This window comes from Dietzia sp. IN118 (genome assembly GCF_032905965.1).
Classification (GTDB): domain Bacteria; phylum Actinomycetota; class Actinomycetes; order Mycobacteriales; family Mycobacteriaceae; genus Dietzia; species Dietzia kunjamensis.
Genome location: NZ_JAUMSR010000001.1, coordinates 1,100,847 through 1,124,892 on the forward strand (window position 1 = coordinate 1,100,847; position 24,046 = coordinate 1,124,892).

The 24,046-nt window shown below is 65.3% G+C and carries 24 protein-coding genes and 1 pseudogene; 10 read left to right on the plus strand and 15 right to left on the minus strand.

Annotation, left to right across the window (positions count from 1 at the left end; genetic code table 11):
• Window positions 1–120: 120 nt before the first annotated feature.
• Window positions 121–975 (minus strand): cytochrome c biogenesis CcdA family protein, encoded by an 855-nt coding sequence (locus Q2K20_RS05430; RefSeq protein ID WP_043568439.1) that lies wholly within the window; start codon window positions 973–975, stop codon window positions 121–123.
• Window positions 972–1,625, minus strand: coding sequence for a TlpA disulfide reductase family protein (locus Q2K20_RS05435; protein WP_154828163.1), 654 nt, complete (start codon window positions 1,623–1,625; stop codon window positions 972–974). Before Q2K20_RS05435 ends, Q2K20_RS05430 begins: the two co-directional genes overlap by 4 nt.
• A 191-nt stretch (window positions 1,626–1,816) precedes the next feature.
• Between Q2K20_RS05435 and Q2K20_RS05440 the strand changes: the two genes are divergently transcribed.
• The 3 genes from Q2K20_RS05440 to Q2K20_RS05450 all read left to right on the plus strand — a co-directional run bounded on the left by Q2K20_RS05440 (window position 1,817) and on the right by Q2K20_RS05450 (window position 4,931).
• Entirely contained in the window at window positions 1,817–2,752 is a 936-nt protein-coding gene (locus Q2K20_RS05440) for a cation diffusion facilitator family transporter (protein WP_095719382.1), read from the plus strand.
• Between the two features lie 270 nt (window positions 2,753–3,022).
• Window positions 3,023–3,766 carry a M23 family metallopeptidase gene (locus Q2K20_RS05445; RefSeq protein WP_081615259.1) on the plus strand — a complete coding sequence of 248 codons (744 nt, stop codon included), beginning with the start codon at window positions 3,023–3,025 and terminating at the stop codon, window positions 3,764–3,766.
• A 166-nt stretch (window positions 3,767–3,932) separates the two neighbouring features.
• Window positions 3,933–4,931: an SURF1 family protein gene (locus Q2K20_RS05450; RefSeq protein ID WP_269529592.1), complete on the plus strand. Its 999-nt coding sequence runs from the start codon at window positions 3,933–3,935 to the stop codon at window positions 4,929–4,931.
• 158 nt (window positions 4,932–5,089) lie between these two features.
• On the opposite strand, the gene lnt is transcribed toward Q2K20_RS05450, so the two are convergent.
• The 3 genes from lnt to Q2K20_RS05465 form a co-directional block, all read right to left on the minus strand.
• Complete coding sequence (gene lnt / locus Q2K20_RS05455; RefSeq protein WP_269529591.1) at window positions 5,090–6,568, minus strand: apolipoprotein N-acyltransferase; 1,479 nt, start codon at window positions 6,566–6,568, stop codon at window positions 5,090–5,092.
• 313 nt (window positions 6,569–6,881) lie between these two features.
• On the minus strand, window positions 6,882–7,247 hold the full coding sequence (locus Q2K20_RS05460; protein WP_017836387.1) for a cytochrome b5 domain-containing protein: 366 nt from the start codon (window positions 7,245–7,247) through the stop codon (window positions 6,882–6,884).
• Window positions 7,244–7,672 carry a hypothetical protein gene (locus Q2K20_RS05465; RefSeq protein ID WP_244200922.1) on the minus strand — a complete coding sequence of 143 codons (429 nt, stop codon included), beginning with the start codon at window positions 7,670–7,672 and terminating at the stop codon, window positions 7,244–7,246. Before Q2K20_RS05465 ends, Q2K20_RS05460 begins: the two co-directional genes overlap by 4 nt.
• A gap of 652 nt (window positions 7,673–8,324) precedes the next feature.
• Here Q2K20_RS05465 and Q2K20_RS05470 point away from each other — a divergent pair.
• Window positions 8,325–8,951 (plus strand): M23 family metallopeptidase, encoded by a 627-nt coding sequence (locus tag Q2K20_RS05470; protein WP_154828158.1) that lies wholly within the window; start codon window positions 8,325–8,327, stop codon window positions 8,949–8,951.
• Between the two features lies 1 nt (window position 8,952).
• Here Q2K20_RS05470 and Q2K20_RS05475 read toward each other — a convergent pair whose 3' ends face one another.
• Both Q2K20_RS05475 and Q2K20_RS05480 read right to left on the minus strand, forming a co-directional pair.
• The gene (locus Q2K20_RS05475) at window positions 8,953–10,110 is read right to left on the minus strand and encodes a sensor histidine kinase (RefSeq protein WP_119192606.1); all 1,158 of its coding nucleotides are present in this window, start codon (window positions 10,108–10,110) and stop codon (window positions 8,953–8,955) included.
• The gene (locus Q2K20_RS05480; RefSeq protein ID WP_096907180.1) at window positions 10,107–10,805 is read right to left on the minus strand and encodes a response regulator transcription factor; all 699 of its coding nucleotides are present in this window, start codon (window positions 10,803–10,805) and stop codon (window positions 10,107–10,109) included. Before Q2K20_RS05480 ends, Q2K20_RS05475 begins: the two co-directional genes overlap by 4 nt.
• A gap of 318 nt (window positions 10,806–11,123) precedes the next feature.
• Between Q2K20_RS05480 and Q2K20_RS05485 the strand changes: the two genes are divergently transcribed.
• The 5 genes and pseudogenes from Q2K20_RS05485 to Q2K20_RS05505 all read left to right on the plus strand — a co-directional run bounded on the left by Q2K20_RS05485 (window position 11,124) and on the right by Q2K20_RS05505 (window position 15,258).
• Entirely contained in the window at window positions 11,124–12,770 is a 1,647-nt protein-coding gene (locus Q2K20_RS05485; protein WP_096907181.1) for a cytochrome c biogenesis protein ResB, read from the plus strand.
• Window positions 12,767–13,771, plus strand: coding sequence for a c-type cytochrome biogenesis protein CcsB (ccsB, locus tag Q2K20_RS05490; RefSeq protein WP_017836393.1), 1,005 nt, complete (start codon window positions 12,767–12,769; stop codon window positions 13,769–13,771). Before Q2K20_RS05485 ends, ccsB begins: the two co-directional genes overlap by 4 nt.
• A 239-nt stretch (window positions 13,772–14,010) precedes the next feature.
• Window positions 14,011–14,520, plus strand: a complete 510-nt coding sequence (locus tag Q2K20_RS05495; RefSeq protein WP_007626376.1) for a DUF2771 family protein — start codon at window positions 14,011–14,013, stop codon at window positions 14,518–14,520.
• Window positions 14,519–14,719: pseudogene (locus Q2K20_RS05500) on the plus strand (ATP-binding protein); the annotation flags it as partial. The gene Q2K20_RS05495 and the pseudogene Q2K20_RS05500, both read left to right, overlap by 2 nt.
• A gap of 110 nt (window positions 14,720–14,829) precedes the next feature.
• On the plus strand, window positions 14,830–15,258 hold the full coding sequence (locus Q2K20_RS05505; protein ID WP_007626378.1) for a four-helix bundle copper-binding protein: 429 nt from the start codon (window positions 14,830–14,832) through the stop codon (window positions 15,256–15,258).
• A 174-nt stretch (window positions 15,259–15,432) separates the two neighbouring features.
• Here Q2K20_RS05505 and Q2K20_RS05510 read toward each other — a convergent pair whose 3' ends face one another.
• Genes Q2K20_RS05510 through Q2K20_RS05540 form a run of 7 tightly spaced genes read right to left on the minus strand, consistent with a single transcriptional unit; the run spans window position 15,433 to window position 22,807 of the window.
• On the minus strand, window positions 15,433–16,854 hold the full coding sequence (locus tag Q2K20_RS05510) for an NADH-quinone oxidoreductase subunit N (protein ID WP_007626380.1): 1,422 nt from the start codon (window positions 16,852–16,854) through the stop codon (window positions 15,433–15,435).
• A gap of 15 nt (window positions 16,855–16,869) precedes the next feature.
• Entirely contained in the window at window positions 16,870–18,360 is a 1,491-nt protein-coding gene (locus Q2K20_RS05515) for a NuoM family protein (protein WP_007626381.1), read from the minus strand.
• Window positions 18,361–18,362: 2 nt separating this feature from the next.
• A complete protein-coding gene (locus tag Q2K20_RS05520) occupies window positions 18,363–20,309 on the minus strand; it encodes an NADH-quinone oxidoreductase subunit L (RefSeq protein WP_317176719.1) in 1,947 nt (648 codons plus the stop codon).
• A complete protein-coding gene (locus tag Q2K20_RS05525; RefSeq protein WP_017836397.1) occupies window positions 20,306–20,608 on the minus strand; it encodes an NADH-quinone oxidoreductase subunit NuoK in 303 nt (100 codons plus the stop codon). Before Q2K20_RS05525 ends, Q2K20_RS05520 begins: the two co-directional genes overlap by 4 nt.
• Window positions 20,605–21,168 (minus strand): NADH-quinone oxidoreductase subunit J, encoded by a 564-nt coding sequence (locus Q2K20_RS05530; protein ID WP_064257203.1) that lies wholly within the window; start codon window positions 21,166–21,168, stop codon window positions 20,605–20,607. Before Q2K20_RS05530 ends, Q2K20_RS05525 begins: the two co-directional genes overlap by 4 nt.
• A 3-nt stretch (window positions 21,169–21,171) precedes the next feature.
• Window positions 21,172–22,107: a complex I subunit 1 family protein gene (locus Q2K20_RS05535; protein WP_017836399.1), complete on the minus strand. Its 936-nt coding sequence runs from the start codon at window positions 22,105–22,107 to the stop codon at window positions 21,172–21,174.
• Window positions 22,100–22,807, minus strand: a complete 708-nt coding sequence (locus Q2K20_RS05540; protein ID WP_223210110.1) for a hypothetical protein — start codon at window positions 22,805–22,807, stop codon at window positions 22,100–22,102. Before Q2K20_RS05540 ends, Q2K20_RS05535 begins: the two co-directional genes overlap by 8 nt.
• Window positions 22,808–22,828: 21 nt before the next feature.
• Here Q2K20_RS05540 and Q2K20_RS05545 point away from each other — a divergent pair, with 21 nt between their 5' ends.
• Window positions 22,829–23,278, plus strand: a complete 450-nt coding sequence (locus tag Q2K20_RS05545) for a hypothetical protein (RefSeq protein ID WP_187352317.1) — start codon at window positions 22,829–22,831, stop codon at window positions 23,276–23,278.
• Window positions 23,279–23,373: 95 nt separating this feature from the next.
• On the opposite strand, the gene Q2K20_RS05550 is transcribed toward Q2K20_RS05545, so the two are convergent.
• Window positions 23,374–23,718 (minus strand): NADH-quinone oxidoreductase subunit A, encoded by a 345-nt coding sequence (locus Q2K20_RS05550; protein WP_007626392.1) that lies wholly within the window; start codon window positions 23,716–23,718, stop codon window positions 23,374–23,376.
• Between the last annotated feature and the right edge of the window lie 328 nt (window positions 23,719–24,046).

The window sequence follows — 24,046 nt, forward strand, 5'->3', positions numbered from 1 at the left end:
AGAAACTCGATTCTGCGGGGCGAAATGCGAGATCTGGGTCATCGTTTCGTCAAGATCCGATCAAGGTTCTTTTCGGACAGACAGACTCGACTCGAGTTAGGAGAGACCATCGGAGCACTGTCAGATCGGCAAAGTGGTGTCTGAGACGGCGAAGTCGCGGAGCCAGTACACGAACTGCGTCCATATGCCGCTGAGCAGCAAGATTCCGACGACAATGAGCATGATGCCGCCGACGATCTGAATCGTTCGCGTGTGTCGTTGCAGCCAGCCCACCGTGCGGATGGCTCTCGTCGAACCGAAGGCCACCACGATAAAAGGCAGTCCGAGCCCCAGGCAGTACGCCACGATGAGCAGTACTCCGCGTGCGGCGTCGAGTCCGGTTCCGGCGGCCACCGACAACGCCGCTGCCAGCGTCGGTCCGAGACACGGCGTCCATCCCAGGGCGAAGACGGCGCCAAGTAGCGGCGCGCCCGCCCAGGTGGAAAGCGCTTTCGGCTGCATTCGAGTGTCCCTCTGGAGGGCGGGTATGGCCCCGATGAACACCAGACCCATCAAGATGGTCACCACACCGCCGAGCCGCTGCAGCAATTCTTGCTGGGGGGCGAGGTATTGCACGGTGCCCAGCACCATCGCCGACAGCAGCACGAAGACCACCGTGAATCCAGCAACGAATAGCACCGCGGCGAGGACGACTCGTCGTCGCGATGACACCCGCTGACGCTGCTGTTCAAGAGTGAGCGTGCTGGCTTCGGCGCGGCGTTGCTCGGCGGCCTGCACGGTCACCGCCGGGCGCTCTGCACCCACGATGCTGGCCATATATGCCAGATACCCGGGCACGAGCGGGACTACGCACGGCGAGGCGAACGAGACGAGTCCCGCAAGGACACATGCTCCCAACGCGAGAAGTAGAGGCCCGGAAGCAGCTGTTTGTTGGAACGTCTGGCCAATGGATTGCGCGATCAGCACCGTGTTCATGCAGCGTCGCTTTCAGCAGGCTCGGCCAGCAGTCTCTCGATGACCGGCTCCAACTGGGTGTCGGTGACCTCTGCTAGATATACCGCAGCGACTCGGTGCTGTTTGTCGAGAATCAGTGTCGCTGGCACCACCGAGGTGGGGAAACCATGTAGCGCTGCCACCGCGGCCTGCGATGGGTCCCAAATTGAGGGATAGGTGACCCCGTTGTCCTTGATGAAGTCGACAGGCTTTTGCCGATTCGGGTCGCGCAAGTTGACGCCGAGATTGGTGAACCCTTGCGCCTGGTACTTGTCCTGTAGTCGCTGCAGGTCGTCGGTTTCCGTCCGGCAGGGAGCACACCACTGACCCCACAGGTTGATCAGCACCACCTCGCCAGGAAAGTCTGCGACCGCCACAGTGGCCTCCGGATCTACTACTTCCGGGCCAGACATCGGCGCGATCTTCTGGCGGTCCGCCGGCGGATCATAGAAGATCTCAATCTGGCCGCCCGGGCTGACAAAATCGAACGTCTCACCTGAAGCGACGGCATCAGTGCCGCTAGCGCAGCCAGTAAGTACAAGCGAACTCACCACCACTGCGGCCAGTTGGCATCTTGCCCGTCTGCCCCAGCTACCGGGCTGCGCACCCTTGCCGAACACATTCGTCGTCATCACAGCATCAGCACCACTCTTGCATGCACAGTCACACCGGACGATTGTGCCGCCCCTACCCCATTGGTTCGGTCGGGGTTCGATGAAGGTCTGATCAAGATTCCCAAGAGAAGCTGTGGGCACCGCGAGACCGATGCACAGTGTGCAGCTGACACGAGAACCGGATTCCGAGTGCAAAAAAGGAGACCCCCATGGCGCATGGGCATGGTGGACACGGGCAGGTGCAGGCTCGTGGGTGGGGCATGGCTATCTCGGCTTGGCTGACGGGAATCTACTTCGTCATCGAGTTGGCGATCGGGCTGTGGACCGGCTCGGTTGCGGTGATCTCGGACGCTTTTCACACCTTCTCGGCGGTCGGTGGTGTCCTAGTCGCCATCTTCGCTGCTCGACTCGCCCGCCGCCCCGCAGACGAAAATCGCAGCTTTGGCTGGTACCGCGCCGAGATCGTAGGCGCGCTGGTCAATGGCGGTTTCCTGCTAATCATGGCGATGGTGGTGATCGTGATGGCTGCCATGCGCATGAATGCTCCGGTTGACCTGCCCACGACGCCCATGCTGTGGGCAGCCGCGGGAGGCTTGCTTACCGAAATCGTTGCCCTGAGCCTGATCTGGAAACAAAGCCGCAGCGACATGAACGTTCGTGGCGCGTTGTGGCACATCATCCAGACCTTCGTCGGCAGCCTGCTCATCATCGTCACCGCACTAGTGATCAAGTTCACCGGGTTCTTGCTGATCGATCCGCTGCTCGGTTTGGCGTTCGGCTTCGTGCTTGTATGGGCAAGCTGGAGCATCCTGCGCGACGCCACCCATCTGCTCATGGAGGGCACACCCGACGAGGTCTACCTGTCTGACGTGACTGAAGACCTGGCAGCGATAGATGGGGTGGAAGACGTCCATCATGCCCATGCTTGGGCACTAACCAGTGGACGTTTCGTGTTCTCCGGCCACCTGCGCACCTCCGCAAGCGCCGATCCGCAGATCGTTCTCCAATCCGCCTCCAACTTGCTTCAGGATCGGTACGGCTTTTTCTTTTCTACTGTGCAGGTGGAGACCGACTGTCCCGATGAGTCTGCGGCAGCAGCGATCGACATCACACGTGCGGCGGGTACGAGGAGGGGGCAGGAGTAAGGACCTTGATCCTGCTTGCGTTGATCGCGGTTTAGTCACCCGGGACGATTGCGGGGTGGCTCCGGCCGGCCCGCGTTCGAACCAAAAATCACGTCGGGGTAACGGTCGGGCGATGCCGTAGATGAATAACAAATGGCGTATGAACTGCTGATTTCTGGATTCTCAGGAAACTCTCCGTGACAGGACGATATGCAACTGTTACCTTTTCGGGAGTCTCCAGTGGTCGTCGGTATGAAGCTGCGACCATCGCTTAAGTTGAAGGAATCAATCATGTCGAGCTCCTCCAAGAGCGTTCCGTTCGCCGATCTCATGGACTCGCTTGGTGTGGGCCACCGCATCTCTGCTGGTGGGCGTCATCGCGCCAACCGATCCAGGGGAGTGGGCCGGATCGCCGCCACCACGCTGGCTGGCGCCGCAATCGCCGGTGGCGCGGCGCTTAGTGTCGCCCCTGTGGCCGCTGCCCAATCGTCTGATCCCGAGCACGTCGGACAGATGGTCGAAGAGGCTGCCGCCCGCTATGGCATCGGAGCTGACGCGGTCCGCCAGTATGCAAGTCAGGCCCCCGGGCTGAGCCAGGCGCTCGGATTCGACACTGCTCAGTCGTCGTCTTCGGCGTTTTCGGTCGCCAGCCAAGCTCACAGGCCGACTGATGGAACGATCACCTCTGGCTTCGGCTCGCGGTGGGGCGCTAACCACAATGGCACCGACATCGCTGCGCCGATCGGCACACCCTTGTATGCAGCCAAGTCCGGCACGGTCGTGGCCTCCGGCCCCGCTTCCGGTTATGGGTTATGGATTCGCATCAAGACCGATGACGGCTATCTCTTGGAGTATGGCCACAACAATGCCAACTACGTCACCGAAGGCCAGCAGGTCACCGCCGGCCAGGTGATCGGTGAAGTCGGTAACCGTGGCTACTCGACTGGTCCGCATGTGCACTTCGGCGTACAGAATCCCGCCGGCCAGTGGATCGACTCGGTGTCATGGTTGGCCGCGAACGGCGTCGTCATCTGAGGACGTAGACAACGACCTGCTGCTCGACACTTCCGATCCAGGCCCGGATGCCACAATTCGGCACGCAACACGCTGATCTCGCCGGATCGGAACCATCCCTGCCGACAGTGGCGGGAGGCGGGCACGATTAATGATCGCCGGAGCTGGTGCCGACAGGAGGGCCCCGATGCCGACCGTCTTGCCATCACCGCCTACCGTGAACGGCGTGCAGAGGGTCTTTCGCGTGATGACGCCGGGGTGGTTGATTTCCTTCATCGCCGTCGCACTGTTCGTCTATACGTGCTTCACACTGTTGGCGCCATGGCAGTTAGGCAAGAACGAGGATTTGAAGACGCGCAATTCCCAACTTCTTCACAGCGTCGAAGCCGATCCAGTGCCGTTGACGGAATTGACGGCGCGGGACGCGCCGTTGGACGAATCCGAGTGGCATCGGGTCACAGTAACCGGTCGCTATCTGCCCGAAGACGAAGTGCTCTTGCGGCAGCAAGCTGTCGACGGGGAACAGGTTTACCAAGTTCTCACCGCATTTCGGACCGAGGGCGGCGATGATCTGCTTATTAATCGTGGATGGGTTCGCGTTGGCGAGAACAACACGGTGCCGACCTACCCGGCCGCGGTAGCCGATCCAGTGACCATCACCGCCAGGCTCAGAATGCCCACCGACACCCCGGCCGAACCGATAGTTCTGCACGATCGTCACATGGTGCGCTCCATTGAAACCTCGACGATCGGTCGGGTTCTGGATCTCGATCTTGCTGGCTATCATCTCCAGCTCCCCGGAGGTCAACCAGGATCACTCGAGCCAACTCCGATACCGGAAGTCGAGGCGGGTTCGTACCTGTCCTATGGGCTTCAATGGCTTGCATTCGGAGTTCTAGCGCCAATTGGGCTTGGCTACTTTCTGTGGAGTGAAATCCGGGAGCGGCGCCGCCAACGTAGCCAGGGCAACGACAAGCAAGGCAGCCTAGGCGACGGTGCTGTGGGACCTGGTGACAGGGATATCGATCCTGATGTCGTATCCGGTCATATTGCTGAGGTGGATGCGGCCACGGAGGCAGTGGCCCATGACCGCCTCGTAACGATGACCGTTCGTGATCGCTACGGCACCAGATTTGAGGCTGAACGCCGACGGCGTCTACGTCCGAGAAATAGGCTCGATTACTGAGTCCAATCCTCGAGCTGGCTCTCGCCCTTACCTCGCGGGAGCTCATCAATTTCTCGCCCTCGGCGCCCTGCCCGACATGCTCACGTTGAGCGCCTGCAGCCGGCCCGGCCGACGACGGGTCCGCTCCCGATATCGGCGCGCACTCATGGCCGGGGATCTCAGCCCCGCCGACGGCGGCTAGCAATCCACCCCACCAGCATCGCGAATACTGCGGTGACCGTGATGATGAGTTCAGGAATTGAACGTAATCGGGTGGCAAGTGTGAACTCGGTATTGAGCGGGACCTGTGCGACGAGGGCATCGGCAGTGAACATTTCGGTCTGCTCGAGGACATCGCCATTCGCCGCGATAATCGCGCTGACACCGCTGGTGGCCGCTACCACCACCGTGCGGTTGTGTTCGACAGCGCGCAGCCGCGACATCGCCAGCTGCTGATAGGTCATGTCGGTATCGCCGAAGGTTGCATTGTTCGTTGGTACCGCGATCAACTGCGCCCCCGACCGAACCGACTCGGCCACCAGATCATCGAACGCGACCTCATAACAGGTGGCCACAGCGAGCGGTGTCTCATCGATGGTCACCACACCATCGCCGTTACCGGGCACGAAGTTGCCCGCCTGCGCGGCATAAGGCGAGAGCTTGCTCACGATCGATCGCATTGGCAGATATTCACCAAATGGAACCAGGCGTCTTTTGTCGTGCGCATCGCCAGGTCCTGTTCCTTGCTCCCACACCAGCGCTGTATTTCGGGTGGTACCGGAGCCAGTGGACACCACCGCCCCCACAAGGATCGGAGCGCCGATCGCCTCTGTGGCCGCATCGATCTGTTCTGCAGCGTCGGCATTGCGAAACGGGTCGATGTCTGATGCGTTCTCCGGCCAGATCACCAGATCCGGTGCGGGCTTCACCCCCGCTGCGACCTCGGCGGCGAGAGCGTCGGTACGAGCCACATGATTGTCCAGTACAGCGCGCCGTTGCGCGTTGAAATCCAGACCGAGTCGGGGCACGTTGCCCTGGACTAGGGCAACCGTTTTAGAGGGGGTGGTGATTGGTGCGGTAGAGACGGGTATCGAGCCGAGTGCAGAGGCGGTCACAAGCACCGCCCCGAGTAGCAACACCGAGCGCCAGGCGGAGCGCCGAGCAAGTCCGACGACCACTGCAGCAGTTGCACTGCCCACCAGTGCAACGGACAGGCTCACCCCTGGCGCCCCAGCGATCTGAGCGATCGCCAGCAATGGTCCATCAGTCTGACCGAACGCCAGCCGGCCCCAGGGAAACCCACCGAAGGGCAGGCGCGCTCGAACGGCTTCGGTGGCCACCCAGCAGCACGCGATCCACAGTGCAGCCCCGGGCAGCCGCGCCACCAGTGCGGTGGCCCCAGCGCAGACAGCGACTGCCACGGCCTGTAGCGCCGCTAATGCTAGCCAGGGGACAGCGCCGACATAAACCCCCACCCAGGGCAGTAAAGGTACGAAGAACCCGAGACCAGCCAGGTATCCCAATCCGAATGCGCCGCGCACGCTGATCCCTCGGATCGACAGGACCAAAATGGCAAGACCGGCCGGGGCGAGAAACCACAAGGATAGAGGCGGGAAACTGGTGTACAGCAGTATTCCTGCGCCCAATGACGACACCATTCGACCAAGCGCACGGCCGACGGGGTGACTATTTAGCCACCGCCGGGAAGGCGTTGACTGCGGTTGATTTCGGGTAACCCCGCCCATCCTGAGGTCGACTGCTGGCAGTACCACCGATTGCGGCCCACGGTTCTTCTGTCGTGTTGTCATGTCACGCTCGCGAGGTGCGCTCTCGTCTTCCGCAGAGGTCGCGGGGGGAGCGAATCGAACCCGTTCACGGCCTCGCTGAGTCCACGCGCGCGGCCCCGGAGCGGGGCCCGGCACATGCCTCCGACCGGGACGCACAGAGCGGATCGGAAGCATATCTGCCGGGTCACCCGGCGAGCTGGCCGATCTGGAACTCGGCGAGCCGCGATTGTGGCTGGGACGCTCCACTGTGCTGGTCGGTGAAACTCTCTGTCCCGTCTGTGCCGCACAGCTGCTCGATCCGGTCCGGCCCGCCCGGGTGTTGGTCGACCCACGCGGTGAGGTCGTAGACGATGTTCTCGATCACGGTCCAACACGAGTCGGTCGAATCGTTCTGCTGGACCTCGGCCATCGTGACCTGTTTCTCGGCTCTCTCGCCCGTCTGGAGCTGCTCTGCCTGTTCTGGCGCGCCCGTGTCGTTCCCGGCGCAGCCCACAGCTAGGAGCAGGGCGGCGGTGGAGCCGGAGGCGGTGAGTGTCCTGCGCAGTCTCATTCGATCTCCTCGTATAGTGATCTACCGAAAGTCCAGGCGGCCAGCCACGTACACAGGACCGTGAGCACCAGTGCTACGCCGATGTGGAATGCCAAGGTCGAACTGCCCCCTAAGCTCGCTTGGGCGAACGTGGCCCCGAACAGGACGAGGGCGACGACTGCAGCCCAGCGACCTCGCCGCGTAGCCCACGCGCGCCACCCTAGAACCAGAGCCAGCACGCCGGTGAGGACATGAAGGGCGATGGCGGCCGAGCTGTGGACGTCCAGACTGGTGCCGTCCTGGACCAGCACCCCTGCCGAAGTGAAGAGAAGTCCGAGGGCGCTGACCGTCAACAAGGCCACCGCTCGTGCGAGCAACAACAATCGTCCGGAAATCTGTAAATCTTGTGATCGCGACACTTTCCCTTTCTCGAGCTGCTCGTCCACTTCTTCGTGGTGGGAGGCGGCTGGCGACCCGCCCCACTTGTCCCCCAATGCCGCACGCACTGTCACATCTGGAGATTGTGCTGTGCTGACCTCTTGATTCGGTCGGGGTTTGATGAAGGTCTGATCAAGATCCCGGACGTGACGGTCGCTGACGCGGTGCTGATTTGGTGCGCGGCCAGTTGGGGTGAACCTGGGTGAAGCCTGTCAGGACGTCCAGCTTCCGAAGGCCTTCCCATGTCGCCCACGTAGTCCCTGACACTCGCAACAGGCAGCTTGATGAACGCTGCCAGAGGCTGTGGTCAGAGGGAGACTCTAGGCACGATGCACGCTGGTGGGGGCCGCTCCCGGTCGTTCTTCGACACGGGTGACGAGGCCCCCACTTCTTGCGACGGCGGACTCTGCTCGTCTAAGTTCGAGCAAAAGTCACATCACGAAACCATCACGGTATAGCGGCAGGGGAGACACGGCGACAGTGGAGCGAAGACGTGCACGCCGCAAGGCACACCCTTTAACTGTCGACATCTGGGCGAGTTCTGGTCGCCCTCGAGGTGGCGGTACGCATCGCCAACCCTCCGCCCGGCCCGAGTTACATGATCAGGTCGTCGTCGTCACGGTCGCCGCCGGGGCCATCGTGTCCTCGATAAGTTTTCTAGTGGACCAGCACGCAGAAGCTGGTGGTGAGCACATTCACCTCATCGCGCACGAGGAGTCGATCAGTCCTGCTGGCCAGTCTGGAGACATAGCCCTTCCCCCGGCTGAACTGCCTGGGCCCGTTGCGGTGCAAGGCGACCTCCCGCTGGAGAGCGCTGCCGCCATGGTGTCGTCATTGGCGGCAGGCACCGAAATCGACGCTCGCCGACAAGTTGCCGAGGAGACCGCGCGCCGTCCAACAGCAGCGATGCCGACAGTCGGGACCCTCACGTCTGAGTTCGGCCAACGCTGGGGCTCGCTCCACGGCGGCATCGATATCGCAAACGCGATCGGAACCCCGATCGTGGCGGCCACTGACGGGACCGTCATCGATGCCGGCCCGGCGCAAGGGTTCGGCAATTGGGTCCGACTGCTGTCGGATGAGGGCACGATGACCGTTTATGGACACATGGAAGAGGTTCTCGTGTCCACGGGCCAGCGTATACAGGCTGGACAGACGATTGCCCTCATGGGAAGTCGTGGCTTTTCCACCGGTTCACACTTGCACTTCGAGGTGTGGTTGAACGAGGGACGGGAGCGCGCCGACCCCATCGAGTGGCTCCGGCAAAACGGTATCGCGACCAACTGAGTCAGCCCTTGGAATGAGCCGGGGTCTGCGGTAAGGAGATCGTGAATCGGGCGCCGCGGCCGAGCCCGTCACTGTGAACGCGGATATGGCCTTCGTGGGCTTCGACGAGTGCACGGGTGATGGTGAGTCCGATGCCGCTTCCTCCGTGTGCCCGGTCGCGTGCGGTGTCGACGCGGTAGAAGCGGTCAAAAATGTGGTCGAGGTGCTGCGCTGCGATGCCTTCTCCAGTGTCGGCGATAGTGATCTCCACGTTCCCCTCGTGTAGGCGACTGGTGACGGTGACCATCCCACCTGAATCGGTGTGGCGGAGCGCGTTGTGCAAAAGGTTGGTCAGGACCTGGTTGATTCGATCACTGTCGACAGTGATCGGTATTGCCTGATCAATACGCGCTTGGAGCATCACATTCTTGTGCGAGTACTCGGGGCGCAGGGCTTCGATCGCGGCCGCGATAATGCTGCGAGTGTCGGTACCGATGGGGATGAGACGCGTGAGGTGTTCTTCGGCTCGGGACACTGCGCTGACATCGTGAGCGAGCCGGCCTAGCCGACCAGTCGCGGTACGCAGAATGCGCAGCGTGTCGTCGTCGAGTGCACGGACACCGTCTTCGATCGCCTCAAGGTGGGATTCGAGCGTGGCCAGGGGAGTCCGCAACTCGTGTGCGAGATCTGAAAGCATCCGTCGGCGTGTGGTTTCGGTGGCATCTAGTCGTCGTGCCAGTTCGTTGAAGCTGACGACAAGATCGTCGAATTCACGACCTATTCTCGGCTCGTGCACTCGTGAGTCGTATTGTCCACCGGAGATCTGCTGGACTGATCGGGTGACCGGGGTGATCGATCGTTGAACGCGGCGGGCGATGTAGCCGCTGACAGCCAGCGACAAGATCACCGATACCGCCAGTGCGATCGACCAAGACAGCATCATTGACGAGTTGAATGCCTCCTCCATATGGGCTGCTTCGGAGGAGTTCTGTGACAGTCCGGCCATCTCCAGATGCTCGTGGAAGATCCCGGGGGCAAGTATTGCGGCGACGACCCAGGCACTGACTGCGAAACCGATCATCACAAAAGCGAGCGCCGCCAGTAGCCGGGTACCGAAGGTGGCAGTGGTGAACCACCGCTTGAGGCGCGTCACGTTGTCACCCAGATCGATCCGGCTCACTGACCATCTCCGGTGCGGTAGCCGACACCGCGGACGGTGCGGATGTACGCGCCCCGGGACGCAGTGTCTCCGAGCTTGCGTCTGAGGTGCGCGATGTGGACATCAATCAGGTGCGTGTCGCCGACCCAGTCAGGCCCCCAGATGGCACTGATCAACTGCGTCCGGGACAGCACCAAGCCGGGGTCTCGCGTCAGTGCCGCCAAGAGGTCGAACTCGGTCCTGGTCAACTGAACCGGGGTGGTGTCGACGGTGACCGCGCGGCCTTCGACGTCGATCGCCAGTGCCCCAATCCTTCGCAGCTCTCTGCGTTCGGAGGCCGCGGACGGGGAGCGTAAGGCTGTAGACGATCGAGGACGGCGCAGCATGACTTGGATGCGGGCCATGAGCTCTCGTGGGCTGAACGGTTTGGTCATGTAGTCGTCGGCTCCCACGGACAGTCCGATGAGGGTGTCGACCTCCTCGGTGCGGGCGGTGAGCATGACGACATACGCATCGGAAAAGGTGCGCAACTGGCGGCACACTTCGACGCCGTCCAGTCGCGGAAGGCCGAGGTCTAGCACGACGACGTCGGGATCAATCTGCCGGATCAGGTCGACTGCATCCTGCCCGTCGTGAACGATCGTGATGTCGAAGCCCTCGCGGGTCAGATAGGTACCGATGAGATCGGCGAGCTCACGCTCATCTTCGATGACCATCGCCCGCAGCCCTGTGGTCGCGCGCGTGGTCGGTGACTCACCTTCAGGTCCGGCGTCTCGAGAATCGGATGTGAACATAAGGCCTCAATCATCGTCGTAGGTCTGCCACTGGCGCCTATCGCATGCTTGATCTTGATCAGACCTTCATCAAACCCCCACCGAATCAATGGGGTCGGCGAAGGACAATCTCCAGATGTGACTATGCGTGCTACAGCGGTGCTGATGATGCTATGAAGCCGGTGACGCCCCACCGAAGCTGCCCCTCGTTCTGGTTCGTCGCACCGGGAACGGCAGAGGGGACTCATATCAGTGCCTAGGATGGCTCCGGTCACCGCGTTCCTGCGGAACTCATGGCGCACTCTCACCGCGATGCGCACGGCATTGATTCTGCTATTTCTGCTGGCAGTGGCGGCGATACCGGGGGCACTCCTGCCGCAGCGCAGCCTCAACCAGGGAAACGTCAATCAGTACATCGCGGACAACGGCTGGCTGGGGGAGTTCTTCGACAAGCTCCAGCTGTTCGACGTGTTCTCCAGCTGGTGGTTCACAGCCGTGTACGTGTTGCTGTTTATATCGCTGGTGGGCTGCCTGACACCGCGGTCGATTGATCTGGTCAAACAACTCAAGGCCCGGCCGCCGCTCGCCCCGCGTAACCTTGCGCGCCTGCCGCATCATGCGGCGTACCGGACCACGGCCACGCCGGAGCAGGCCGCGGACCAGGTCCAAAAGAGCCTCAAGGGCTGGCGGGTCCGTCGCAACAACGGGGACGGTCGCGTGTCGGGCAGCATCGAGTTGTCCGCGGAGCGCGGGTATGCGCGCGAGGTGGGCAACATCGTATTCCACTTCGGCTTGCTGTTCCTGCTGATCGCGTTCGCGGCCGGCAAGTTCGTGTACGCGGAGGGCATGCGGGTGATCATCGCCAACGAGGAAGCGCCGGCCTTCTGCAACACCACGCCTAGTGCGTACGACTCGTTCCGGGCAGGTCTGCTGGTAGACGGCACTGACTTGGCGCCGTTCTGTATCAAGGTCGAAGACTTCCGTACCGACTATCTACCCAATGGCCAGGCGGAGATGTTCACCTCCAACATTCGCTTCAGTGAGGAGGTCACTACCACCGATCCAGACACATGGGATCCCTACACGTTGCAGGTCAACCACCCGCTGCGCATCGGCGGTACTCGTGTTTACCTCCAAGGTCACGGCTTCGCGCCCACGTTCACGGTCACGTTCCCCAACGGCGAGACCCGTACAGACACAGTGCAGTGGCAACCGACGGACCTGTTGACTTTTCTCTCCTCCGGCATCATGCGCTTTGATCCGCCAGCCGGCATGTACCCGGACATCGACGATCGCCTTGAGCAGCAGATCGCCATCCAGGGGCTGTTCGCACCGACCGCCTCGTTCGACGGCAACATACTCAGCTCCCGTTTCCCGCGGATGGACGACCCGGCGGTGGCGATCGACGTCTACCAGGGCAACGCCGGCCTGGACAATGGCGGCGCACAGTCGATCTTCTCGCTGGACCCCGACCTAATGGAGTCGGGCGCGTTGGAGCGTAGGGCCCGCGTCAACCTCATGCCCGGCGAATCCACGACCCTGCCCGATGGCACCGAGGTTCGCTTCGATGGAGCCGACGAGTTCATCAACATCCAGGTCTCGGAGGACCCTACTCAGATCTGGGTGGGCGTGTTCGCTGCCGTCATGGTGGGTGGACTCGTCCTGTCGTTGATGGTCCGTCGCCGAAGGATCTGGGCACGGGTCATTGTCGACGGGGCCCAGGCGACCCGCGTCGACCTGGGTGGCCTCGCTAAGACGGACAGATCGGGCTGGGGCCGGGAATTCGACGACCTCCGGGACCGGCTGGCCACCATTGCTACTGCTACACCCGTCTTGCCCGAACCTAGCGACACTGCATCTAGTCGAGGCGCCGACCCCGACGCTTCGTGGAAGGACAACATCCGGTGAACACTGTAATTCTCGCGCAGGGACTGCCTGTCAACGAGACGCTCTCCACCTACAGCGACCTGGCGTATAGGTCCGCGTTCGGTCTATACGTGCTGGCGCTTGTCGCATCGTTGATCTACTACGCCGGATTCCGGGTAGCCAAGGTGACTAAATCAAGCCGGAACCTAGTGGGTGCCGGTGGGCCCGGGCTCACAGAATCAACCTCTCTCACCGACACCGGAGACGAGGACCGTGAGTCCGCAGGCAGTGTCCGCTGGGCACGGATCGCACAGCTATTCATCATCATCGCCTTCCTCTTCCAAGCGGCTGCGCTGATCCTGCGCGGGGTGGCCACAGGTCGCTTCCCGTGGGGCAACATGTACGAGTTCATTCTGGCCACCACGCTGCTGGGAGTGGGCGCCGGGCTGATTTTCCTGCGCAAGCCGGCCCTACAGGTGGCCTGGCCATTCGTACTGGTACCGGTTCTGATCCTGCTGTTTTTCGGCGGCACCAACCTGTATTCCGAAGCCTCTCCCGTCGTGCCGGCACTGCAGTCGTACTGGCTGCCCATCCACGTCTCGATCATCTCGCTGGGATCGGCCATACTGCTGATATCCGGCGTCGCCTCGATCATGTACCTGATCCGGGTGTGGCAACCGCAGGGTCAGGAAACGGGCTGGAGCTCTGGGCTTTCCCGCCCACTACCGCATGCCGACACTCTCGACCGACTGGCCTATCGCACCGCTGTGATCGCATTCCCGATCTACAGCGTGGGCATCCTGCTGGGCGCTGTCTGGGCCGAGGGCGCGTGGGGTCGCTTCTGGGGCTGGGACCCCAAAGAGACTGCCTCCTTCGTCTCTTGGGTCCTTTACGCCGGCTATCTGCACGCCCGCGCCACCAGTGGCTGGGGCCCCAAGAAGGCCGCTTGGATCAACCTCGCCGGGTTTGCGGTGCTCATCTTCAATCTGTTCTTTATCAACATCGTGGTCTCCGGTCTGCACTCCTATGCTGGCCTGAACTGAACGGTTGAGGAGCACTTCGCAGCCTCGATATCTGCTTTAGAAAGCGCAGCATCCAACTCCGCGAAATGAAAGAAACGGGGCCGGCTATCGCCCCGGTCCGACTCGGGCAGGAGACGCTTTTTGGCACCGTGCGAGGCGAGCCGGGTAACCACACTGGGCTAGGTGGAACCGTTCGCGGCACCTCGGGGAAGCCGGTGGCTCCCTGAGTCCGACTACGAAGAGATCGGCAGAACGAAACTGTGAGCTCCCGCAATGAATCCGAACTGACCGGCCGCCGTGTCCGCCCGGCCACCTGGGCGATCCTGGCGTGGATGATCATCATGATCGCCGCCATCCTGGGGGCGTGGAAGGGGTCGGAAGCCCGGTTCGGTGTGCTGTCGGAGATCACCGTGGCCACCGACCGCAGCACCGTCAAGGCTCTGCCCTTCACCGCGACCGACCTGGACGGCAACTCCTTCACCAACCCGGTGCCCGAATTCGTGGTGCGCAGCGAGCACACACTGACCGTCCGATTGTCCACCGAGCTGCGCGAGTCGACGATGAACGTCTACGAGGTGCGTCAGGGCGGTACCAACGAGTACATCGTCGAGGCTGGCGGTGCCGGCGAGCTACTCATTCCGGTGAGCACCCCAGAGCATGGCCCCATCGAGGGCCTAGCCATCCGGTCGGTCCCGATCTTCTATGACAAAGCCGGTGAGCCGTCGATCCTCAACGGCGAATGGTCCGTGTCCTTCGTCTACGAGGACTGAGCGCCCCAGTGGCGGCAGCGGTATCGGCCTGACCATCACTCGCGCACTCGTCGAAGCCCACGGCGGGAACATTCGAGCGCACAGTGACGGGCCCGGCCGAGATGCAAGTTTCACTGTCGAGTTTCCGAGCTCTGGCCGCTCTCCCACTAACCGAGCCGGCATTTCCGGCGCGCAAGTGGCCGGGCCCGGTCTGATTTGACCGAAGAAGGGAGTCAGCTTATGTGTCGACCGACGTGGCGCTACCGCCTGCTCTACCGTGCGCGGACGGCGCCTTGCCCACGGCCGGGACCGGCGACGGAGGACGATCTCGTGCTGCGGTACGCCACGATCGCTGATCTCGGCGCGACCGCGCAGTTGCACGTTGAACAGCTACCGGCCGGTTTCTTCCCCGGCCTGGGGCCACGATTCATGCGTCGCTGGCACCGGACCTACCTTGATTCCCCGCACGGCGCGGACGCCTGCTTGGCAGAAGAGGCGGTTGCCGACCTGCGGAACTGCATCCGTACCAATCTCGACTGCGCCGATGTCTGCGTCGCCACCGCTTCCGTCCTGAGTCGCCGAACGGGCAGCAACCTGACCGTGGTCACCGAGTTGCTCAAGGCCTGCCGTGCCGCGTGCGCTACTTGCGCCGAAGACTGCGAGGCTCACGCCGACATGCACGAGCACTGCAAGCTGTGTGCTGACGCCTGCCGTCGTTGCGAAAAGGCCTGCAGCGACCTCCTCAGCGCCATTGGCTGAACCCGCGGCGCCGCTGTAGTCGTTGCTCGACTGGGTGTGCGACTTAGGTCCTACGGCGACAACCGACGATCTAGGGGGTTCTCTCCTATAAGCGGGCTCTCCTGTACGGCCCCCGGCTCCCTCCCGCACCTACTCGACGCCCCTTCCGGCTGGGGAAGGCTGCCGCTCCCAGCCCTACAGGATCCCGGGGCCGTCGAGGGCAGCCCACAGGACACCGGCCAGGACGCCCAGCGCCAGGCTCGCGGTCGCGGCGACCGCGGCCGTGACGGCCGGCCAGGCGGCCATCCCGCCGCGTCCGGGGAACTCGGCGGCTTGGGAGTCGGGTCGGGCGAAGACGGGGGCGAACCAGCGCAGGTAGTAGAAGAGGCTGATCACGCTGTTGACCACCACCACCAGAGCCAGCCACCCGTGACCGCCGTCCCAGGCGGCGGTGGCGGTGGTCAGTTTGCCCACGAAGATCGCCAGGGGCGGGGTGCCCACCAGCCCCAGCAGCGCCACCAGCACGGTCAGTCCCAACCTTGGGCGGGAGCGGGCCAGCCCGCGGTATTCGGCGAGCGTCCGGTGCTCGGGCAGGGCAGCGGTCACGGCAAAGGCGGCGACGTTGGTCACGGCGTAGGCGGCCAGGTAGAACAACAGCGAGGGCAGGGCCAGGTCGCTGCGCCCGGCTGCGGCCACGGGCACCAGCAGGAACCCCACCTGCGCCACGGTCGACCAGCCCAGTAGCCGGCGGGGATCGGTCTGCCAGTAGGCGGCCAGGTTGCCCAGGAACATCGAGGCGGTGGCCAGTAGGGCGGCGACGAGCAACCAGGAGTGCTCTTCGGCGGAGACCGTGGCCACCAACCGGTACACGGCCACCAGCGCGCCCACCTTGGGCACGGTGGTCAGGAACGTGGCGGCGGTGACCCCGGAGCCCTGGGCGGCGTCGGGCACCCAGAAGTGCATCGGCACCCCGCCGGCCTTGAACAGCAGCCCGGCCAGCACCCCCAGGATGCCTGTCCCCACGGCGGCGTCCGGTGCGGTGGGCAACGCCTCCCGGAGCAGGGCGTAGTCGGTGCCTCCGGCCAGGGCATAGAGCACGGTGACGCCCAGCATCAGCAGGATCCCGGACAGCGCCCCCATGAGGTAGGTCTTGACCGCCGCCTCGGCGCCCAAGCGGCCGCCGGTGAGTCCGATGATCCCGTACAGCGGGATGCTGGCCAGCAGGAATCCCACGATCAGCACCAACAGGTCGGTGATCCCGGCCAGGACCATCACCCCGGCGGTGGCGAAGAGCAGCAGGGCGTAGGTGTCGGATTCGCGCGGGGAGTCCTTGAGCTCCCCGGAGGCCACCCCCAGGATCAGCAGGGTGGCCAGGGTGGCTATCACCCGTGCGGCGCCGGTGGCGGTGTCCACGGCAAAGGTACCCGCAAAGGCGCTTTGCGCAGGCCCGGCCATAGCCACCGCGGCGGCGGTCGCGGCGCCCAGTAGCGCCAGGGCGGCCGCGGCGCGGGCGATCCACTGGCGCTGCCGGGGGAGGAACGATCCGCCCAGTAGCACCGCCAATCCGCCGGTAAAGACGATGATCTCGGGCAGCAGCAGCCCGGGGCTCATCTGCATGGAGGCGTCCACGGGTTACCGTCCCACCAGTTCCACGAGGGCGGCCGAGCTCGGCTCGATCACCCCGAGCAGCACCAGCGGCAGCACTCCGATCAGCACGGACAGCGCCAGCAGAGGGCCGGCCGACCACAGCTCGTGCGCCCGCAGGTCCGCGAACCCGGGGGAGCGCCCGGCGGCGGGCCCGGTGAAGACCCGCTGCAGGGCCCGCAGGAACAGGGCGGCGGTGATCACGATGCCCACTAGCGCCACTGCGGTCACCGGGGCCACGGCCACGCTGCCGGCGAAGATCTGGAACTCGGCTATGAACCCGGAGAACCCGGGCAGGCCCAGGGAGGCAAAGGCGCCGATCGCGAACAGCGCCGCGTACCGCGGGGCGGGGCCGGCCAGCCCGCCATAGGAACCCAGGTCGTAGGTCCCGGCCCGGCTCTGCATGACCCCGGCCAGCAAGAACAGGGCGGCGGTGATCAGTCCGTGGCTGACCATCTGCACCATCGCGCCGGTGACCGCCACGGACCGGGCCTGCTCGGCACCCTCCACCAGCAGCCCGGCCGCACCCAGGGCCAGGACGATGTAGCCCATGTGGTTGACGGAGGTGTAGGCGATCATCCGCTTGAGGTCGGTCTGGGCAAGCGCCACCAGTGCGCCGTAGAGCACGGAGACGATTCCCACAGCCACGATCACCCAGGCCCACGCCCGCCAGACCTCGGGCAGCATCGGCATGGCGATCCGCACGAAGCCGTACGCGCCCATCTTCAGCAACACCCCCGCCAGGACGGCCGAGCCGGCGGCCGGGGCGTCGGTGTGGGCCGGGGGAAGCCAGGTGTGGAACGGCACGGTGGGGGTCTTGACGGCCAAGCCCACCAGGATCGCCGCCAGCACCAGCCCCCCGGCGAGCGGCTCACCGGCCAGCGGGGGTGCGGCGACCAGCTCGGGGATGTCAAAGGTGTGGGGCGCCGAGAACACATACAGCCCGATGAAACCCAGCAGCAGGGCCAGCGACCCCAGGAACGTGTAGAGGAAGAATTTCAGCGCCGACCGGGCCGCATTGCCGTGGCCCCACCCGGCGATGATGAAGTACATTCCCACGATCGACAGGTCAAAAAAGACGAAGAACAGGATCAGGTCGGCCGAAACGAACACGCCGAGGCTCATGCTCTGCAGGAACAAAAATAGCGCCGCCTGCACGCGCGGCCGGTCCGAATCCCGCAGGCAGTACACAGCGCACGCCAAGAACACCACGACCGTCATCGCCACCAGCGGCAGGGACAGCCCGTCGATGCCCACGTGGTAACTGCTGCCCACCCCCGGGATCCACGGCACCTGCTCCTCGAACGCCAGCCCGTTCGGTCCCGGGTCCTTGTAGCCGGCCCACACCACGGCAACCAGCAGCACTTCCAGCACGCTCACCGCGATCCACGCCCATCGCGCGGCCGCCGGCCCGATCGCCGGCACCGCGGCCAGGACGGCGGCGGCGGCCAAGGGGAGAAAGACGATCAGACTGAGCATGCTCATCCCATCACTGCGTAGACGGTCCAGGCCACCACGGCCACGGTGAGCACCGCGACGGCCTGCAGGAGGTACTGGTGGACGGCCCCGGTCTGCGGGGTGCGGGCCAGGTGCCCGAGTCGGCGAACCCAACCGGCCAGGCCCTCGACGGCGCCGTCGACCACGGCGTCATCGAGGCGGGCCGCGCCCTGCCCGGCCGTATGGGCGGCCCGTGCGGCTGCTCCGACTCCGGCGTCGAGGACCTCGTCGTCGAACCGCGCCACGGACCGTGCCAGCATCGGGACGGCCCCGGCCACGGAGGTCACGGCGCGGTCCAGGACCGCGTCGTCGAACCGGGCCAGGAGGTGCGCCAACCGCATGACGGGAACGACGACGACAACGTGCGCAGCAGCCTCCAGCCCCAGCCACCGCTCGGCCCACCCGAGTTCCGGGGCGCGTAGACGTCGCATCAGCAGCACCACGGCCAGGGCGATGGCGGCCGAGACCACGAGCTCGAGCGCCGTCACCTCGCCGTGCCCGCCCATCGCCTGGGCGAGGGCGCCGCTGAGCGGGGGCAGCGCCAACACCGACACCGCGGCCGCCCCCGCGGCCAGCACGACCAGCGGGGCCTGCTCGAGCGCCCCCACCTGCCCGGTGCCGAGCTCTTGCGTTGCGCCGACCTCCCGCCCGGCGGTGGGCTCCTCGACCCGGGCCTGGGCCCCGCGGTGCCAGATCGTCCATAGGACCTTGCCGGAGTAGGCCGCCGACAGGGCCGCCGCCACCAGTCCTGTGGCGTAGAGCCAGGCCGAGGTCTCCAGGGCCCCAGCCAGCACCGCGTCTTTGGTCGCCCACAGGGACAGCGGCGCGATCCCGGCCAGGGCCAGGGCTCCCACGGTCGCGGTCACGCCCACCACCGGCCATCGGCGGCCCGCCCCGCGCAGTTCCGTGAGCTTCTCGGTGCCCAACGCGGTGAGCCACGCCCCGGCAGCGAGGAACAGCAGTGCCTTGGTGGAGGCATGAGCCACCAGTTGGGCGGCACCTCCGCTCACCGCGCCCACTCCGGCGGCCAGCACCACAAATCCCATCTGCGCCACAGTGGACGCCGCCAGCAACTGTTTGAGATCCCGTTGGGCCAACGCCACGATCCCCATCGCCACCGCGGTCAGTAGCCCGATCCACGCGGCGGCCGGGCCCGCCCACCCGGTGGAGGCGAGCAGCGGCTCCACGCGCAGCAGCAGGTAACCGCCCATTGCCACCATCGCCGCCGAGTGCAGCAGTGCGCTGACCGGACTGGGGCCCTTCATCGCGCCGGAGAGCCAGAACGAGAACGGCAGCTGCGCGGCCTTGCCCAGTGCCGCCACCATGATCCCGGCCGCCACCACGTGCCGCCACGGGCTCTCCACCGCCGGCAACTCGGACAGGCCCATACCGGCGCCGCCGGCCAAGGCAGCGCCGGCGGCCAGGTAGAGACCCAGGTCGGCGGTACGGGTGGTGAGGAAGGCCGTGAGCCCGGCCGAGACGCGGTCGGTGTCCCGCCACCAGAACCCGATCAACGCGTACGAGGTCGCGCCCATCAACTCCCAGGCAAACAGCAGCGCTGGCAGGCTGGCGGCCGAGGCCGTGATCAGGGCCGCGGCGGCGAAGAGCAGCATCAGCCCGTGGAAGCGGGGCCGGGCCGCCCGGATGTTGCCGGCCGCAAAAACCAGCACCAAAAGGGTCACCACTGCGACCATCGGCAGGGTCAGCGCCGCCAGGGCGTCGACCTCCAATGCCACGTCGACGCCGGCGATGAACGGGAACGCCACCGCTGGCCGCGCAACGGCGACGACAGCCGCCAGCAGCGCGGTCACGGCAGCGGTCGATACCGCGATCGGGGCCGCAACCCGCTCCGCCCGGGTCAGCGCGAGCACCGCACCCACGGCAGCCGGGAGCACCACCAGGGTCAGCAGCAAGGTCTGGTCGGCGGTCATCCGGAGAGATCCTCGGCCATGTCGGTCATGTCGGTCTGCCGCTTGCGGTGCAACAGCGTCGCCACGGCAAAGCCCATGGCCATCTCCACGGTCATGGCCGCCAGCACCACCAGCAGCAGCACCTGCCCGGAGGGGCCCGGGGCCAGGAACCACCAGAACCCCGCGGCGGCCAGGAGCACCCCGTTGATCATCAACTCCAGGCCCATCATCACCATCACCACCACCTGCTGGGACAGGGCCCCGTAGAGCCCGACGGCGAACAGGGCGGCGGCCACCACCAGAACGGCCTCCAGGGTCATCGACCCACACCTCCCGGCTGGGGGTCGTCGGCCGGGCGGCGCCGCAGATCGTCGCCGAGCCGGTCGTAGCGGGTGCGCCCGGCGGCCAGGACGATCCCGGCCACGATGGTGGCCACCATGACCGCGCCCACCACGGCCATCACCAACATCTTTTCGCCCATGATCTCCAGGCCCAGCGCGTTGGTGAGGTCCTCGGGTGGGGCGCCACGTCGCTCGGGCCACGGGATCAGCAGCGCCCCGGCGGCCAGCAGCACAAAGACCCCGACCGAGGTGCCGATCGCGGTCTTCTTACCGTGGGTCATGTCCATCGGCATCAGCGCCGGGTTCATGCCCATGAACATCACCATGTAGACCGCCATCACCGCCATCTCCATGACCATCATCAGAATCGTGATGATGCCCAGGTAGCTCTGACCCAGCAGCAAAATCATCACCCCCACGGCGATGAACGATGCCGCCAGCGCGTAGGTGGCCCGGGCCATCGAGTCCACCACGAACACGGCCGTCCCCGCGGTCACCGCCACCACAGCGAGTACCCAGAACACGATCCCGACCAGCACGGCTCAGCCCTTCCAGACCACGACGAGGGACACAAGCAGATCCTGGGCCACGACGGCCGGGAGCAAGACAGTCCAGCCGATCTCCATGAACCGATCCGGTCGCAGCAGCGGAAGTTTGCGCCGCGCCCACACCAGAACCGTCAGCACCAGCGCTGTCTTGACCAGCACCCACGCCCAGTCGGGCAGGACGGGCCCGGCACCACCGCCGAGGAAGAGCGGCACCGAGAACGCCGCCCCGGCGGTGAGGAACAGGTAGCGCCCGGCCTGCAGGACCAGCCGATCGACCCCCGAGAGTTCGGCCGTCACCCCGCCGACGATGTCCGCGGACAGGGCCGGGGCGAATGGACCCCATACAGAGAAGCCGGTCACGCCGATCAGGAAGACCAGGAACGCCACCGGCATCCACACCACAAACCACACGCCGTCCTGCGCGGCCGCGACGTCGCCCACCGCCAGACTGCCGGCGGCGATCGCCGGGGCCACCAATGCGAACATCAGCGGCAGCTCATAGGCCAGCCCGTGCGCGAGGAAGCGGTAACCGCCCACCAGACCGTGGATGGAGTTGGCGCCCCACCCCGCCAGCCAGACCAGGGCCCACACCATGACGTCGACGGCGTTGAACCACACGACTCCCACGTCGAGGTCCGCCAGTGTCCAGCGGCCCAGCGGGATCACGGCGATCATCAGGAACGCCCCGACCAGCATGCCCGCGCCGCCGATCCGCCACAGCAGGGTGTCCGCGGCGACCGTCGTGCGGCGACGCTGCCGCAACAGACGGGCCGCACGGGCCAGGGGAGTGGGCCCGCCACGACCGCCGCCCCGCGCCGGCGACGAGAGCACCCCGTCCAGCGCCACCGCGAACAACGCCAGCCCACACAGGATCACCCCGGCCAGCACGGCCCACCCACCGGACACGGTCGTCACCACGGTCTCAGACATGCCCCACCTCCCGGACGGCAGGATGCGAGCCCAGATCAAGGCTCGCCACCGCCAAGCGCACAGTGCCCAGCTCCAAACCGGTCACCAGGTCCGGCACCACCGCCCACGGCACAGTTAGTTTGTCCGCAGATTCCTGCGCTGAGCCGCCATCCGCCCGGTCCGGCGTTGCGCCGCCGACCTCGACGCGGATCCGTTCCAGTTGGGCCAGCAACCGGTCGTGGGCATCCCCGAGGCAGTGCCCCGGCAAGCCGTGGCGCTCCAGATCGGCCGGGCCGAGCGGCAGCACGCCCCGCAATGACCAGCGCAGCAGCCGCGACCTGCGAACCTTCCGGTGCAGACGCTCGACGGCGTCACGGGCGGCACCGGGATCGCCCGTCAGAATCCCGTCCCGGGCACGGCGGGCGCAGTCCGCCAGGTCTTCGGCACCGGCCAGTGCCAGCAGTGCCATGACCTGATCACATTGGGTCACCGTGGCAGACGCGTGGTCCGTGGGCCGACCGGGTGCTCCGGCCCTGTGCTCCGTCGCGTCGATCACCGAGGCGGTGGCGTCGACGACAACGTCCCCCTGTAGCGAGCAGTGCAGCACGAGCCCGGCCGGCCAGAACGGCAATACCGGACCGAGCGGCAGATGGAGAACATCCATCTCCAGGCCGTCGCGGTCCTCCCCGCCTTCGGCCAAGGGAATCCCGGCGGGAGCCATGTCCATATCCCCGTGGCCTTCATGGCCCTCGTGCCCGCCGTGGTCTGCGTGGCCCTCGTGGCCACCATGCCCGCCATGGTCTTCGTGGCCCTCGTGCGCCTGGCGATCCGCGTGCTCTTCGTGGTCCGAGTGTCCACCGTGGCCCTGGTGTTCCTCGTGTCCTTCGTGACCCACGTGCCCTTCGTGCCCTTCGCCATCAGCATTGTTCGCGTGATCGGACATCGAGGGCTCCTGCGCCCGTTCGCGGGCGTCGGTCCGGTGATGGGAAGTGTCGAGCAGGAGCGCAGTGGCATTGTCGAGGGCGGGAACCACCGCTCCGGGCGAGGCGATGCCGATGCGCACCCGAGGGCCGGGCATCTGCTCCCAGAGGCGGTTCGCCAGATCCGACAGCTCAGGGCCCGGCGCACCACACACGACGAGCACGTCCCCCTGAGCCGGACTACTGGCTATCCGCCACCCGCGACGGAGTAGCTGTTGCTCAAGCTCCATCCGAGTCGCCCACTGGCCCGGGGCCTCGACGACGAGCACCCGGGTGGCCTGGACGGCGAGGCGGGCGAGAAACGGGCTCAAGCCCATCGGAATGCGCCTTCTCGCCGTGCCCAGGCCACGGCGACTAGCAGGGCACCAAGGAACAGGAACATCTCCACCACCGCAGAGAGCCCCTTCTCGATCACCACCACGGCCCACGGGTACATAAAGAGCATCTCGACGTCGAAGGCCAGAAACACGATCGAGGCGAGGTACCAGCGTGCGTGGAACCGCGACAGGGCGTGCTCCTGCGGTGCCCACCCGGATTGGGCCGGCAGGACTGTCAACGGGTCGGAGGTAATGCTGGCCACGCGGTGGAGTGCATAGAAGAGAGCAACGACAGACAGCGCCACCAGAGCCACGGACACGATCCCTGAGGACATGACGGTCTCTCCCCTTTCTCGCGGTCGAACATCGAGGCCGGTCGCTGAGCGGTGGGAGTCACCTTAACGGATTACCGCGATCGATAATCTCGTTCCAGCTCGGCGGTCAGCCGTGACCGGGGCCGGCTCCGCAGAGCAGCAGGAAATGATGGGCGCTGTAGGGCACCGGCAGAGGGTGCTTTCAGGGGCCAGTCCGAAAACCGCGGTTCTCCGAGCCCGATCGACCAGCCTCGGGCAACGTGTCCTGGGGCGCCCACCTCGCTCCCTCGGTGCCAAGGTCAAGATCTCGTGAAGAAACCTGACGACTCGAATCATGTACCCACCGGGG